General features: G+C 58.3%; 9 protein-coding genes. 5 read left to right on the forward strand and 4 right to left on the reverse strand.

From position 1 onward, the window contains the following. Positions 1 to 126 precede the first annotated feature (126 nt). Entirely contained in the window at positions 127 to 2,496 is a 2,370-nt protein-coding gene (locus tag LWE61_RS20160; RefSeq protein WP_234152444.1) for a glycoside hydrolase family 3 N-terminal domain-containing protein, read from the reverse strand. A gap of 408 nt (positions 2,497 to 2,904) precedes the next feature. Then, positions 2,905 to 3,477 carry a TetR/AcrR family transcriptional regulator gene (locus LWE61_RS20165; RefSeq protein ID WP_234152445.1) on the reverse strand — a complete coding sequence of 191 codons (573 nt, stop codon included), beginning with the start codon at positions 3,475 to 3,477 and terminating at the stop codon, positions 2,905 to 2,907. A gap of 662 nt (positions 3,478 to 4,139) precedes the next feature. On the opposite strand from LWE61_RS20165, the gene LWE61_RS20170 reads away from it, so the two are divergent. The 3 genes from LWE61_RS20170 to LWE61_RS20180 all read left to right on the forward strand — a co-directional run bounded on the left by LWE61_RS20170 (position 4,140) and on the right by LWE61_RS20180 (position 12,568). Next, positions 4,140 to 6,995, forward strand: coding sequence for a TonB-dependent receptor plug domain-containing protein (locus LWE61_RS20170; protein WP_234152446.1), 2,856 nt, complete (start codon positions 4,140 to 4,142; stop codon positions 6,993 to 6,995). Between the two features lie 87 nt (positions 6,996 to 7,082). Next, entirely contained in the window at positions 7,083 to 9,239 is a 2,157-nt protein-coding gene (locus LWE61_RS20175) for a PKD domain-containing protein (RefSeq protein ID WP_234152447.1), read from the forward strand. Positions 9,240 to 9,355: 116 nt separating this feature from the next. Then, positions 9,356 to 12,568 (forward strand): alpha-L-rhamnosidase, encoded by a 3,213-nt coding sequence (locus tag LWE61_RS20180; RefSeq protein ID WP_234152448.1) that lies wholly within the window; start codon positions 9,356 to 9,358, stop codon positions 12,566 to 12,568. A gap of 79 nt (positions 12,569 to 12,647) precedes the next feature. Here LWE61_RS20180 and LWE61_RS20695 read toward each other — a convergent pair whose 3' ends face one another. After that, positions 12,648 to 12,776, reverse strand: a complete 129-nt coding sequence (locus LWE61_RS20695) for a hypothetical protein (RefSeq protein ID WP_267961934.1) — start codon at positions 12,774 to 12,776, stop codon at positions 12,648 to 12,650. 85 nt (positions 12,777 to 12,861) lie between these two features. Here LWE61_RS20695 and LWE61_RS20185 point away from each other — a divergent pair, with 85 nt between their 5' ends. After that, complete coding sequence (locus tag LWE61_RS20185; RefSeq protein WP_234152449.1) at positions 12,862 to 14,334, forward strand: nucleoside hydrolase-like domain-containing protein; 1,473 nt, start codon at positions 12,862 to 12,864, stop codon at positions 14,332 to 14,334. Here the strand turns inward: LWE61_RS20185 and LWE61_RS20875 are convergent. Next, positions 14,325 to 14,888, reverse strand: a complete 564-nt coding sequence (locus LWE61_RS20875) for a fibronectin type III-like domain-contianing protein (RefSeq protein ID WP_326490679.1) — start codon at positions 14,886 to 14,888, stop codon at positions 14,325 to 14,327. The genes LWE61_RS20185 and LWE61_RS20875 overlap by 10 nt on opposite strands. 336 nt (positions 14,889 to 15,224) lie before the next feature. Between LWE61_RS20875 and LWE61_RS20195 the strand changes: the two genes are divergently transcribed. Next, positions 15,225 to 15,468, forward strand: a 244-nt coding sequence (locus LWE61_RS20195) for a transposase (protein ID WP_234149742.1), incomplete at its 3' end; no start/stop codon positions are given.

Genomic DNA, 15,468 nt, shown 5'->3' on the forward strand with positions numbered 1-15,468 from the left:
GCACGGCTATGATGCGCGCGGGCGGTCGGGTTCCACATGATGGCTTCCAAGGTTGGTGTCGCAACCCCTCGGAATCATATCGAAACTCGATCGTCCACCGTTACATCAGCGTTCCGACACAGCCTCTTAAGCCGCCTGAACGGTGAGGGTGGCGGATTTGAGCTTTGCGGAACTTGGCCCGGCGAACACACTGAATGCCCCGGGCTCCACTACCCATTTCATGTTGATATCCCAGAAGGCCAGGTCATCTTTACCAAGTTCGAACCGGACTGTCTGGCGTTCTCCGGGGCGAAGGGTGAGCCGTTGGAATGCTTTGAGCTCAAGCACGGGCCGCGGGACCGAACTCACCTCATCCCTGATATAGATCTGCACGACCTCGTCGCCCGCCCGATCTCCGGAATTGACAACATCGACTTCTACCCCGACAGTTTCGCCCACGCGAATGGTGCTGCGCGAAAGTCGCGGCGCTGAAAGTTCGAATGTCGTGAAGCTTAGTCCGTGGCCAAACGGAAAGAGCGGGGTAGGCGCGCCTTCCACATATCTGTTTACGTCCGCTGAGGGATGACGATTGTACCAAACAGGCAGTTCGCCGACGGATCGAGCGACGGAGACAGGAAGTTTTCCGCCGGGATTTATTTTGCCCAGCAGGAGATCTGCAACGGCATGGCCGCCCTCCTGGCCCAGATACCAGCCTTCGACGAGTGCATTCGCGCGCTCTGCGAGCCGATTTACAGCGAGCGGCCTGCCATTGATCAGCAGCGCCACCATTGGTTTTCCAAGAGCAAGAAGTGCCTCCACGAGCTTGTCCTGGTCGCCGTAGAGATTGAGGCTCGAACGATCGCCGGGCAAACTTCTGTCAACCGCTTCGCGCGTAATGGCTGGTGTATCGCCGACGACGAGAATGATGATATCCGATCGTTTTGCTAGCGTTACAGCAGCCTCAATTCGCCGGTCATTATCTGCCTCTGGCACGTGATCGGACGGCGAGAAGGCCAAATGACGGCCTTTACTGTCGGGTGGCGTAATCCAGACTCCGTCGGCTTGCTCGACCACGACGCCTGCCGGTACGGCTGCCTTGATGCCATCACAGATGCCGACAGCATGCGGTGTCGCTCCACTATAACCTCCGAACAAGGGTTCGGCGGAGTTGGGACCGATTACTGCGATCCTGCATCCGGCGGGCGGCGCCAATGGCAAAATGCCATCATTCTTGAGAAGGATGAGCGCTTTTTCCGCGGCCGTACGGGCGAGCGCGACATCTGCGGCCGTGTTCGCAGCCGCATTTGCCCGCTTGGCATCGATATAGGGATTATCGAACAATCCGGCCTCGAACTTGAGCGCCAATATCTGCGCGACGGCGGTGTCGAGTTGCGACTCCTTCACCTTTCCGGCCCTGACGAGGGCAGGGAGATTGGTATAGCTGGCTCCCTCGGGAAGATCGGCGGCCACACCGGTGTTGAGCGCCAGTATGGCAGCTTCATCCGTGTTCGCGGCGACGCGATGCTGAGTTGCCAGATTTCCAATACCCTCATAATCGCTCATGTACATGCCGCGAAATCCGAGAAGCAGTCGCCCCTTGCCTTGCAAAAGCTCCGCATTGGCATGCGAAGGAACGCCCATCACTTCATTGTAGGAAGGCATGATGATGGCCGGGTCAGCCTGCTTTATCACTTTCGCAAAAGGAACGAGGTAATTCTCGCGAAGCGTCCGTTCGCTCATGTCGGCCGGTGCAATATTGAGCCCGCCCTGCGGCGCACCATGGACGAAATGTTTTAGTGTCGCGAAGACCTTGTCAGGCCCCAGCGGTCGCTGTCTCCCTTGCAGGCCGCGCACTGCGGCCACGCCCATCTGCGATACAAGGAAGGGATCTTCACCAAAGAACTCCTCAGACCGGCCGTACCGGGGTTCGCGCATCAGATCGATTACCGGGGTCAGCGCGATATGGGTCCCACGCGTCCGCGCCTGGCGCGCCGCAACACTGAATACATGTTCGACCAAAGTTGGATCCCAGGTGCTGCCAAGTCCAGCGGGAATGGGGAAAATCGTCGCCTGATTGGCGAGAAATCCATGCGCCAGTTCGTCGTGAAACAGCGCTGGAATTCCAAGGCGGGTTTCCTCGACAAGGAAGCGTTGTACGGCATTGACCCACTTTACAGTGTCCTCTATCGAACGATAGGGCTCGCTGTCCCACTTGGGATAGCCGCGAATGTCCGACGGGCGGGCTATCTGCCCGATCCCATGCTTCAGCGACTTTCGGGCCAATGCAGTCGAGAAATTGGCACTATCGTCCTGAATTTCTCTCTTGCGAGTCCACATGCAAAGCATCTGCGCGGCTTTCTCGTCGAGCGTCATGCGGCCAAGCAGGTCATCGACGCGCGAAGCGATGGACAACGTCGGGTCTCTGAACCTCTGCGAGGGCTTGCCGAGCGCTGCCGACGAAAGTGCCGTGGCTGCGGTAAACTTCAACATGGTGCGACGGGAAAAACGCGATCTCATAGTTTAACGATCTCCATTGATGTTCCGGACATACAGAGAGGCGCCACTGTTCGTGACTTGGCTCGCGTCCGCACGAAAGTTCAATGACGCAGCTTCTAACGCTTGGAACATAGTGGCAGATTAGCAGGCATAGTCGACAGGCCGTCAGAAATTGCGAAGTCGGCAATGGGCCTCGCTTATTCTTCGATTAACCGAATTGTGTATGCGGTAGGCGGGAAGGATATTGGGCGCATGACCCCTCCGATGGGTTGTAAATGGTGCCAGCTCAAGGCTCAGGTCGGCAACGACCGCTCTTGAACTATTCTGATCGAATTAGACCGAACAGACTTAGTGGGCAAGTGCCGACGTTTTGCTACGATCGCGAAAATCAGTCGGCGGACTTGGAGGGGTGCGACTTGTCTATTCAATTCATTCGTTTTGCGCGAGCGCTGAACCATCATATTCCACGAGATTGAGCACCTCAGCGGCATTGTCGATCAATGCTCGGATCACTTGGCGCGTGTCGACATGGCCTCGTTCGAAGCCGATATTCGCTTCCATGACGAGGGCGCGTGCGATGCCGGTGACGATGAGCGAGATCACCTCGGGCGGCAGAGTGCGGTGAGGGAGCTGGAGTTTGTCGATGTATCGCGATAGCGCTGCACTTTCGGTGGCCCTGTTTTCGGTGGCTCTGGTCGCCATTTCCTGCTGGATGAATTTCCGGTGGTTCGCGAGGGCAAGGAATTCGATAGTCAGAGTAGTCTGCTCCTTGTCTTCGTTCACTCTCCACAATGACGATATCGGGTCGTCCCCAGCGACAGCGCTCTCACGCTTCTGCTTGGCATTTTCAGAGGCATATCGGTAGGCCGCCAAGAGCAGGTCGTCAGTCGTGCGGTAATGATAGTGGATAAGAGGTGCCTTCAGGCCTGCATATTCAGCAACCCGCCGGGACGTTACTGCTGCATAACCTTCTTTGACCATGACCTTGAGCGTTGCAGTCAAGATCGCGTCTTTCGTCTCTTGCCCTGCACCGCGTTTCGTTGCTTGCGGCTTTACTTTGCTTGTCTTTTTCCCGGTTGGCATTTTTGTAGGTCACTCTTCTTGAGGCGGGCGTCTCGGGTGTGCAAGCAGCTGATAGCCAAAGTCTTTCTGATTGATGCGAGCCGAGTTGGACGTCAATGGCTGAGTCGCGCGTAAGCAGTAATCGCGCGCGGCTTTCAGCAGGCCCCCGCCGGTGATCGCGAAAGGCAGCACTCATGCAGCAGCCTGATTGAACCGATAGATGGTGCGAGTGACACATGCAGTGGCTCTTTACGTGCGATCCGACACTGGAGGCAGGGTGCCTTTGAGGGCTGGGCGAATCGGAGGAGGGCACGTCGGATCGAGCCGTTCGAGGAGCCCCGCAGGGCAGGGATGTCATGGATGGCAGAGTCTAAAATTGCGTAAAATGATCGAGTCTGATCGATTTCCCTGCTGGCGAAACCCTTTCAATCCGTCAGTTTGCGTCTTTCTAGTACATATTTTGCCAATTTGGCTTGAATAAATGTTCAGTTTTTCATAGCCTCGCGTTCATCAGCTGAACGAAAATGTTCGCTGGGGCCGAAGATGGCCGCTGGAACCTAAAGAGCTGGCGGCGAGAAACGAACGACTAGGGGAGGGCTTGGGTGTCCACAAATTCGAAAGCGAAAATTCGTTGTGCATGCGCCTGCGGCGTTGCTCTGTTTGCGCTCGTGCCAGCGCTGGCTTTTGCGCAGTCAACGACTACGGCTCGCACTACGCCCAATAATGATAGCGCTAACGAAGATATAATCGTCACGGGTTCGTTGATCCGCGGCACTGTTCCGGTGGGCTCGAGCCCAATTACCGTAGGTCAGGCGCAGGTGGCGGCATCGGGCGCTACAAGCGGTAACGAACTTCTGGCAACCGTGCCGCAGGTAACCAACCTCTTCAACACAGTGCCGACGTCACGCCTTGGCGTGGCTTCCAATCAAATCCAGGTTGTCCGCCCCAATCTCCGCAATCTCGCCGGGGAGACAAGCTCATCGGCGTCCACACTGGTCCTGTTCGACGGGCATCGCATTGCGTCTGTCGGCGTTTCCCAGAATGCGATCGACCCCGATCTCATTCCCACTATCGCGATCGAGCGGGTCGAAGTCGTGACCGATGGTGGCTCGGCGACCTATGGATCGGACGCAGTTGGCGGCGTAATCAACTTCATTACCCGCAAGCGATTTGATGGCCTCAAGGTCACGGCACGTGAAGGGTTCGCGGACAGCTATCGCCAATTTGACGCAGGCGTCATTGCAGGCAAGGATTGGGGTAGCGGATCGCTCTTTGCGGCCTATAGCTATCAACATAATAGCGCGATTTTCGGCCGCGACCGTGACTGGATCAGGCAGGTCGATACGTTGTCGTCCAGCCAGACCCCGCTCGGCCGGAGTTGTAGTCCGGGCAATGTGCAGATCGGTCAGAATCTTTACGCGCTACCGTCGCTCGCGGCGGGCGCAAATGTGTGTGATCCCAGTGACGACCAGAGTGCGCTTCCCGCAAGTACGCGACATGGCGCGCTGGTGGGCCTGCATCAGGAATTGGCGGATTGGCTGACCGTCGATGTTCGCGGTTTCTACGGAGAGCGTAAATCCACTTCCTACTCGCCCTTCAACGGTAGCGTGAACCTGGCTGCTGTAAGTTCACCGGGCTTCCCCGCATTCGGCGTGCCGCCGAGCTTCCGCAATTTCTATTACACGCCGGTTCCGGGGCAGAGCCCTACGGCAGCCCAGACCGTATTCTTTTCCTTAGCGCCACTGCTTGGCCGGAATAGTGCTACCTCCACCAACGCTTTCCAGGAATGGGGCGCCAACGCCGAATTCCAGGCGCGACTTTCTGACAAGTGGAACCTGCGCACTCTGTTCAATTACAGTCGCAGCAATAGCGAATATCATATTCGCGAAATCAACAGTTCGCTGCTCAACACATTTGCAAATGGCACGACCGCCGCAACGGCGATCAACTTCTATAATCCTGGTGCCGGAGCGAACGATGCTGCCAATATCGCTCGCCTGGTCGACAGCGAACTTGCCGGGCAGGGACGAGAAGAGTTGCTCAATTTCAGAGCCATTTTGGACGGGACGCTCTTCTCCCTCCCAGGCGGTGATGTCAAAATCGCGGGCGGTTACGAGTATATCAATGACAAATTTCAGCAGCGCACCTCAGATGATGCGCCTGTTGGGACGATCCGCACGCTTGCCTACACGCCCTATAATCGCCAGGTTCATTCTGTATTTGGCGAAGTACAGGTGCCGGTCATCGGTGCGGACAATCGCCTCGGGTTCATCTATTCGCTGACCCTCGCGGGATCGGTTCGCTACGATCATTTCAGCGATTTCGGCGGCACGACCAATCCAAAGTTCGGCGCTACCTTAAAGCCGGTTAGCTGGCTGGGATTCCGCGGCAACTGGAGCACATCCTTTAACGCCCCGTCCCCAGTCGACCAGTTGGGAGCGCTTCGCAATACGTCTGGCTTCTTCCCGTTCAATCAGCCGTTTGTCCGTCCGGGCGATACGCCGACATCGACCGGAATCGTGGCCCTTCAGGGTTCGAATCCTTCGCTGCAGCCGCAGACCGCAAAAATCTGGTCCGTGGGCTTTGATATCGATCCCCCGTTCATCAAGGGCCTGCACGCCAGTGCGAGCTACTATAATGTGAGGTTCAAGAACAGGATTTCGATACCGACGCCGTCACCGTCAATTTATGCCAATTTCCCCAATCTGATCACCTCCAATCCTGGGGGTCTGTCTCTTGCGCAGATTTCCAATTTCCTGAATGCGTCGGGCGCGCCCAATGCTGCAGCCACGCTTGCGACGGCGGCAGGCCGATGCGCTTCGACCACTAACTGCAATGTTTATGCGCTCATCGATTTCCGGCAGGGTAACTATGGCACCCTGGATATCGAAGGCTTGGACTTTTCCGCCAGCTACAGCATGGAAACTGGCTTTGGCGGTATCGATGCGGGCGTGTCCGGCAATTATACCTTGTCGCGCAAAAGCCAAACCGGCGACGGTGCTCCCGTTATTAACGAATTGCGTGCTTATTCTCAGACGCTTGCCAATGGTGCGGTCATTTCCAATCCGCTCGCAGCGGTCCGGTTGCAGCTCTCGACCACCGTTGGTGCAGATATAGGAACGTTCCGTGCGCAAGCGACGCTGAACCATAGCAGCGGGTTGGACGCGCTCCGCTGCGACTCGACTACAACTCCGGCGTGCCTTGCCTCCACGACAGGCGTGCCGACGCAGTCGGGCCGTCCACAAAGCCGGGTCGGCGCGTTCAACACGGTCAACCTCTTCTTCAAATATGCGGTGCCGAGCGAAAGTTCCATGTTCAAGGATTTGGAATTCACGCTCAACGTGAACAACGTGTTCGATGAAAACCCGCCTCTCTACACGGAGATCGGGACGAACGGTTACACGAATGGCTTCACGATCGGGCGCATGGTCCAGATCGGTTTGTCCAAGAAGTTCTGATCTTGCGAATAAGGGGGAGTGACGGCGGCCTGCAGGCCGCCGTCATTTGATTGTCAACTGCCTTCAATCTTTTATGTGAGTTTGAGCATGATGATGCCGATAAGTGGAAAAGGGTGCCGGATCGCAATAGCCGGATGCGCCCTTTCAGTGCTGGGAGGGGCATCGCTCCACACGGCTGCGGTGGCAGATGCTCCGGCCGCCGCTGTGCCTCGGCTCTATACCCCTGATACCGATCCGCTGTTCTCGCAGCCCTACATCGACATCGATGAATGGCGCGGTACGCCCGTTCGCCATCGCTATGTTCACGGCGGTTTCAAGGGCACGGATACGCGCTTTTCCTTTTATTTCCCGGCCAAGGCGCAATACCAAGGGCGGTTTTTCCAGCATATCACGCCCATTCCCGACAATGAGAATTTTGCGCCGAAAATGCCGGTCGGTGAATATAACAAGATCGGCTTCTCGATCGACAGCGGCGCTTATTTTGTCGAAACCAATGGCGGCGGTCATCTTGATCTCGGTAAATCCGGCGCTCCGGGCGGGGATTCCTCAATTACGGCTTACAAAGCGAATGCGGCGGTTGCTGCTTATTCGCGTATCGTGGCGCTCAAGATCTATGGTGGAAAGCGTCCCTATGGCTATGCCTATGGCGGCAGTGGCGGTGGGTATCGCACCATCGGTTCGATCGAGAATACCCATGGCGTGTGGGACGGCGTTGTGCCCTATGTGATCGGCTCGACCATGGCTATCCCCAATATGTTCACCGTGCGGATGCAAGCCATGCGGATCCTCAAGGACAAATTTCCTCAGATCATCGATGCCGTTGAGCCGGGCGGCAGTGGCAATCCCTATGCGGGCCTGACGCGGGAAGAATCTGATGCGCTCCGTGAGGTCACGCGCATGGGCTTCCCGCCCCAATCCTGGTTTGGCTACAAATCCATGGGCGTGCACGGTTTCGCAGCCCTTTATGGCGGCGTGCTGATGGCCGATCCGGGCTATTTCAAAGATTTCTGGATCAAGCCCGGTTACCTCGGACATGATCATCCCGTGCGTTTCGAAAAAGCGAGAATGCAGTTCGAAACCGGAGTAGCAAGTCCGATAACGGGCCTCGAGGCAGCGAAGCTGGGTCTCAACACCGATGCATCGACCGAGGTCAATCGTGGCGGTGTCGATAATGCGTTCAAAGCACCGCAGGGCGCAGCGGCGACGCGCATAGTCGCCGTTCGTCTCACCGGCAGCCCGCCCAAGGTCGATTTTGTCGGCGGGGACCTCTTTATACATAGTGGAAAGCTGGCCGGGCAGCGCCTGACCCTTGCGCGTATCGTCGGCGATATTGCGGTTTTCGGTGTCGTCGACGATAGTCTCGTTGCGCAGTTGGCTGCCGGCGATAAAGTCAGCGTCGACAATTCGAATTTCCTCGCCATGGAAAGTTACCATCGCCATCAGGTCCCAAGCGCGGACTTCAAGGTTTGGGACCAGTTCCGTACCGCTGATGGCAAACCTGTCTATCCCCAGAGGCCGATGCTGCTTGGCCCGCTTTTCGTGCGCGCAACCGCTGGATCGCTCCAGACCGGCAAGTTCGAAGGCAAGATGATTGTGGTTGCCTCTCTATGGGACCGTGAGGCGATGCCGTGGCAGGCTGACTGGTATCGCAGACGTGTCGAAGCCAATCTGGGTACGCAGGCTGATCAGCATTTTCGTCTTTATTATACGGATCATGCTCTTCACGGCGATGAGATGGAGCAGGAGAAGGAATCTCCCAACCGAATTGTCACATATCAGGGAATGCTCCAGCAGGCTCTGCGGGACCTTTCGGCCTGGGTCGAAAAAGGCATCGTCCCGCCCGCATCCACTCAATATCGCACTGATGACGGACAACTGGTGGTGCCGCCGACCGCTACTAAAAGGCTCGGCATCCAGCCGGTCGTAACACTTGCGGTCGACGGGGCCCGGCGGGCCGACATCCTTTCGGGGCAAGCCGTCACCTTCACTGCCAAAATCGAATCGCCACCGGGCAGCGGATTTGTGGTTGGAGCCAGCTGGGATTTTGATGGAAATGGGCAGTTTAAGGTGGGGCCCCCGGTTGCGAAGGGCGTCAGGAGCCTCTCGCTGAAGGTGACGCACCTCTTCACCAAATCCGGCACCTATTTTGTTGCCCTGAAGGGGGTCTCGCAGCGTCAAGGCAATGCGACGACGCCTTATGCCAGGCTCTACAATCTTGATCGTGTGCGCGTGGTCGTGAAATAGAACTTGTTGCCAAATGCGATGGCGGCCGTTGCGGGACGCGGGGCAGCGGTGATTTCGTGAGGGCGCTTGGTCTTCAGGTCGGCTGGCCTGATCGCTTTGCGTGAAAGGACCTTTTGATGCGTTTTTCCGTTTCCCGCCGTGCATTCCTCCTTACGAGCGGGTTGAGCGGAATGGCCATTAGCACAGACATGGGGCTTGCTGGAACGGTCGGTGCTCCTCTGAAAATCGATGCGATGCTTATCGACGGAGTCGAGAATCCGGTTGCTGTGCATAATCCGCGCAACCGCTTCTCCTGGCAGATTGGACCATCCTCGACCAATCAGCGGCAGACCTCTTATCGCATCGGTGTCGCTTCGAGCCGAACAAAGGCTGAAGCGGGTGAATTCGATCTATGGGACAGCGGTCGCATTGCTTCGAACCGAAGCTTCGACATTCCCTATGGAGGAAAGCCGCTTGTTTCCCGCCAGCAGGCCTGGTGGCGCGTTGCGGTGTCGACTGAAAGCGGTGCCATCGCCGAGAGTGCCATCGGTTTATGGGAGATGGGTCTTCTCGAACCCGCCGACTGGTCGGGGGAATGGGTTGCAGCCGAAGATCGCGCCGCGCGTGCAATCCGGGAGGCCGGCTTTTTCTGGGTTGAGGGAGGCCAAAAGGAAGGAGCAGGGGCTCGCAGCTTTCGTCTACCTTTCCGGATTGCCAAATCCGCAGATGTCACACTATTCATTGGAATGTCGGGTAAGGCGGAACTGAGGCTCGACAACCAGCCTATTGTTCTCCCAACCATCAACCCAAATGCCTGGGGTGACCCACAGCCGGTTCGGCTGCATCACAAACTCCGTGCGGGCGACCATGAATTGTTGCTCTCGCTCACTGGTGTCGAGAAGCGCCGAGCGGCTATTCTTGTCCGTGCAGAACTTGAGGGTGGCAAGACCGTCTATTTCGATGGGCGAGGGGCCGAGACGCGCGAAGGGCTGCCTTCGGAGTGGACGACAGGGGAGGCGGGGCCCCAATGGACGGCAGTTGCCGTGCAAGCGGGCGACCCTGCGCCGCTTCCTGCCGATGGCGCCTTTCTTTTGAGGCGGTCCTTCGCAGTGAATGGGCAGGTTTCCGCTGCGCGTCTCTATGTGACGGCACTGGGTGTCTACGAAGCCGAGCTCAATGGCATACGGCTTGGTGATGCGCTACTGACTCCTGAATTCACCGATTACCGCAAGACCCTTCTTTACAGGGTGCATGATGTGGCCGCTTCACTCCGCCAAGGTGAGAATGTGCTGGGAGGCATGATTGCGGAAGGTTGGTACGGCAGTAACATCTCACCAGGTGGACGCTATAATTTCGGCCCCGCACCGCTGCGCTTCCAGGCGCAGTTGGAAATCTTTTACGCCGATGGGCGACGCCAGACTGTAGCCGGTGACGGTTCATGGTCAATTGCGCGGGCACCCATCACTATGGCGACCATCTATGATGGTGAGGACTACGATGCGAGGCTCGAAATGCCCGGCTGGTCGGCGCCTGGCTTCCGCCTCGACAGGAAGCGCTGGGAGGCAGCAAAGACCGTTTCCGGCCCTCCGGCAGATTGCAGGCTGACGGGTGCAGTGGCCCCGCCCATTCGGCGCACCGCCCAGATCGAACCTAAGGTCATCAATCAGATTGCCACCGACCGCGCTATAATCGACTTTGGCCAGAATTTTGCGGGATGGGTGCGGCTTAAGGTCAAGGGAGCGGCAGATCAGCGGATCACGCTTCGCTTTGCGGAACTTGTCAACGAGGATGGCAGTATCGACCAGTCGAACCTGCGCGGAGCGCGCGCCGCTGATACCTATGTACTGCGCGGCGATCCAGCCGGAGAAATCTATGAGCCACGCTTTACCTATCATGGCTTTCGCTATGTCGAGATAGAGGGTCTCAAGGCGCCGCTTGAGTCAGGACAGGCCACTGGCATCGTGATCCATAGCGATCTTGCCCAGACGGGCGATCTGATGCTCTCGAGCTATGTGCCCCAGCGCCTCTGGCAGAATGGGCTGTGGAGCCAGCGGTCGAACTTCGTCGGTATTCCGACCGACTGCCCTCAGCGCGACGAGCGGCTCGGATGGATGGGCGATGCCCATGTCTTCTGGGATGCCGCTTCCTATAATATGGATGTGGCGGCGTTTACAGGTCGCTTTATGCGGGACGTAGCCGACGCCCAGCATGAAGACGGCGGATATAACGACATCTCGCCCGACAGCGCCGACGGCACGCTGCCGCTCAAGGGATCCTCGCCCGGCTGGGGGGATGCTGGCGTGATCCTTCCGTGGACCGTTTGGTGGCGCTATGGAGATACCGCCATCGTCGATGACTATTGGGCCTCAATGACGCGCTTCATGGCGATGATCCTGAAGGCCAATCCCGACTTTCTGTGGCGCAACGATCGCGGGACCGACTATGCTGATTGGCTGGCACTGGACGCGAAGCGACCCGGGGATCCGACGACACCCAAGGATCTGGTTGGCACAGCGATGTGGAAAGGTGCTGCCGATGCAATGGCGGATATGGCCGCAGCTACCGGGCGTTCGCAGGATGCAACGGGTTATAAGGCTCTTGGTGAAAACATCGCAGCGGCTTTTGCCAAGGCATTTGTCCGTCCCGATGGCAGTCTCGGCAACGGTTCTCAGACCGGCTACATATTAGCGCTTCATTTCGGTCTTGTGCCTGAGGCGCAGCGGGGCGTTGCGACTGGCAATCTTGTCGCTGATATCAGGCGACGCGGAACGCTTCTTTCAACAGGCTTTCTCGGTACGCCCTACAGCCTCGACGTGCTTGCAAATGCGGGCGAGACCCAATTGGTTTACGATCTACTTCTGCGGACTGAGTTTCCGTCCTGGGGCTATATGATTTCGCGCAAGGCGACAACGATTTGGGAACGCTGGAACGGTGATGCCGGCGACAAGACGATGAACAGCTTCAACCATTATGCACTAGGTGCGGTGGCGGGTTTTCTGTGGCGACGGATCGCCGGTATAGACGCTCTGTCTCCAGGATTTACACGGTTCCGTTTTAATCCAGTGTATGATGGTAGACTGCAAAAAGGGGGTGGTCGTTATCGCAGCCGCTCAGGTCTCATTTCGACCGAATGGGAGTTTGGCGGCAATGGGAATTACCGGCTGAAGCTTCTCGTGCCTCCCAATAGCGAGGCGGTTGTTGTCCTTCCAACGGGCAACGCTGCAACCATCTCTCGAAATGGCAAAAAGCTTCCCTCCACCATAAAGATCGTAAGAGAGGCCGACAATCGGATGTCCCTGATCGCTGGTCCGGGCGAGCATGAGTTCTTGATCGAGCGCGCCGTGTCTTGAGCCGCAATGCTGGTCATCCAAACTTATCGCTTGGTCATAGTAAACTGCGTCGGGTCAGCGGGAGGCTATGTGGTTTAAGTTACGCAGCGTTGGAGACGTCGTCCACCATGGCGTACCATTGTGCTTCGGCGTTGACGTTACGCGGTGGACGACCCCTGCACCAGCGTAGCTGTGCAATGATGCGGTCGTTGAGCCACATCGAGGCCATGCGTGGACTTCCTACGCACGGATCGAACATCGCAGCAGGGTGGGTGGCGGTGCGCTGATCGAACGGCGTCTGAAAGGAGAAGGCAATGCGGTATGGACGATGGATGGAGGTTGTGTCGGCGCTTGCCACCACGACGATGCTGGCATCGGCGTCGATGGCGGGCGGGGTCGCCAATCGGCAGCGGCTGGTCGTGCTGACCGACATCGGGAACGAGCCGGATGATTCGGAGTCGATGGTTCGTCTCCTGCTCTATTCGAACGACATCGACATTGAAGCGCTGGTGGCCGCGACATCGCGGCATCTGCCCAGCACTCCCCGACCTGATCTCATCACCCAGCGCGTGGATGCCTATGCCGGGGTGCTGGGCAATCTGCGGGTCCATGATCCCCATTATCCCGACGCGGATCGCCTCCGCTCCGTCATCCGGGTCGGCAGTCCGGTCTATGGCATGAGCGGCGTGGGTAGGGGCAAGGACAGCGCGGCGTCCCGCGCCATCATCGCTGCGGTGGACAAGCCCGATCCGCGGCCGGTCTGGGTCGCGGTCTGGGGCGGAGCGGCCGACCTCGCGCAGGCTTTGTGGACCGTGCGCGCCACGCGCTCGCCCGCGGCCGTGGATCGGTTCGTGTCCAGGATCAGGGTCTATTCCATCTCGGATCAGGATGATGCCGGTCCATGGGCGCGGGCCTATTTCCCCAAGCTGTTCTGGGAAGTCAGCATCCATGGCTTCACGCGCTATCAGCTGGGCACATGGACGGGTATCTCGACACCGCAGCCGGGCGCCAGTCAGGACAGCGTGAGCATGGCTTGGCTCCGGGAGAACATCCATAGCAAGGGACCGCTGGGCGCGCTCTATCCGCTCCCCGTCTATGCGATGGAGGGCGATACGCCGTCCTTCCTGTCGCTGATCCCGAACGGCCTCAGTGTGCCGGAGCGCCCGGATTGGGGCGGTTGGGGCGGGCGCTATGACCGGCTGTCCGACGGTCTCGGCCTCTGGACGAACACCAGCGACAGGATCGAGGGTGTGGACGGGAAATCCTATTTCACGCCGCAAGCCACGATATGGCGCTGGCGTTCGGCCTATCAGAATGACTTCGCCGCGCGGATGCTCTGGTCCGTCACGCCGGATCTCCGCGGGGCCAATCATGCGCCCATGGCCATGCTGAACGGCAAGGCCGGCATGGCCCCGGTCGAGATACAGGCCTGTCCGGGCACGCCCGTCACGCTGTCGGCGGCGGGGTCCAGCGACCCGGATGGCAATCCGCTTAGCTACAAGTGGATGTGGTATCGGGAGGCGAGCGGGCTGTTCGCGCCCAATGTCCAGCTATCGGCGACGGAGGGGGAGAGCATCACAGTCCACATCGGAAACGCCTCGCCGGTCGACCAGTTCACGCCTCCGCGCAGCTATGGCCTCCACGTCGTCCTGGCGGTCACCGACAATGGCACGCCGGCGATGACACGCTATCGGCGCGCGATCATGACAGTTCCGGGTGCACCATCGGCAGCGGGCGCACCCGCCTGCTCCGTCAAGCCTATTCCGCCCCACCATGCTCAGCAATAGCTGCGCAGGATTGTTATGCGTCGACATACGATTTTCAGTCCGGTAGATTTGAGCTGGGCCGAACTCGGACCGGCGACGAGGGTGAAGGTGCCCGGCTCCACGTGCCACTGCATCGCCGCGTCCCGAAGGGCGAGATCGTCCGGGGATAGGTCAAGACACAGCGTGCGGTTTTCGCCCGGCTGCAAGGTGACGCGGCGAAAGGCCCCTAGCTCCAGTACGGAGCGCGGCATAGAACACACCTCGTCCCGTATGTAGATCTGGATGACCTCCTCGTCGGCTCTCGCGCTGGACGGCAATCTCCGCAGTGAGACGGGATCCTCGCTAAAAAATTCCTTGAGCCGGCTCCAGCGCGGATCGCGGATGAGGTCGATGACCGAGGTCAGCGTGACCGTCGTACCGCCCATGCGTGCCTCACGCGCCGCCACAGTATCGACGACTTCCACCAGATCGGGATCCGATGTGCTCGCGAGCGCAGGGGCGATCGGGAATGGGTGATGAACGACGAACGGTATGCCTAGAATCCTAGAATGTTCTCTTGCCCGGTCATGAAACACGTCAAGTGATAGAATATAACTCTCATGCTGATCGTTTAATGACCGAAACTAAACAGCAAGCTCGGACCTCGAGGTTGCCCCTCGAGGTCCAAATATGCCTGTGTCTGTCAGAATTTTTTGGAGACCCTGAGGATGATCTCGCGGCCGACTGTGAAGCCAGCCCCGTTCAGGAAGCCGCCGCCACCGCGAAGGCGGTAAATCGGAGGATTCTGATCGAGAAGATTATTGGCATTCAAGGTAAAGCTTAAGAGGCTGTGTCGGAACGCTGATGTAACGGTGGACGATCGAGTTTCGATATGATTCCGAGGGGTTGCGACACCAACCTTGGAAGCCATCATGTGGAACCCGACCGCCCGCGCGCATCATAGCCGTGCAGGGGTTCGCTATGGAAGTGATCTTACCGACGCGGAATGGCATTTGATCGAGCCGTATTTGCCCGCGCCATGCCAATGCGGACGGCGACGGCGTTGGCCGATGCGCGAGATTTTCGAGGCTATTTTCTATTTGCTGCGGGCAGGATGTCCTTGGCGGCTTCTGCCCGACAGCTTTCCGCCATGGCGCACAGTCTACCGATGGTTTT

Source organism: Sphingobium sufflavum, from assembly GCF_021403115.1.
In the GTDB taxonomy this organism is placed as follows: Bacteria; Pseudomonadota; Alphaproteobacteria; order Sphingomonadales; family Sphingomonadaceae; genus Sphingobium; species Sphingobium sufflavum.

What these genes read in the sequence shown, in the direction of transcription:
- LWE61_RS20160 (WP_234152444.1), bottom strand. Translation starts at nt 2,496, where the DNA reads ATGAGATCGCGTTTTTCCCGTCGCACCATGTTGAAGTTTACCGCAGCC.
- LWE61_RS20175 (WP_234152447.1), top strand. Translation starts at nt 7,083, where the DNA reads ATGATGATGCCGATAAGTGGAAAAGGGTGCCGGATCGCAATAGCCGGA.
- LWE61_RS20180 (WP_234152448.1), top strand. Translation starts at nt 9,356, where the DNA reads ATGCGTTTTTCCGTTTCCCGCCGTGCATTCCTCCTTACGAGCGGGTTG.
- LWE61_RS20695 (WP_267961934.1), bottom strand. Translation starts at nt 12,776, where the DNA reads ATGGCCTCGATGTGGCTCAACGACCGCATCATTGCACAGCTACGCTGG.
- LWE61_RS20185 (WP_234152449.1), top strand. Translation starts at nt 12,862, where the DNA reads ATGCGGTATGGACGATGGATGGAGGTTGTGTCGGCGCTTGCCACCACG.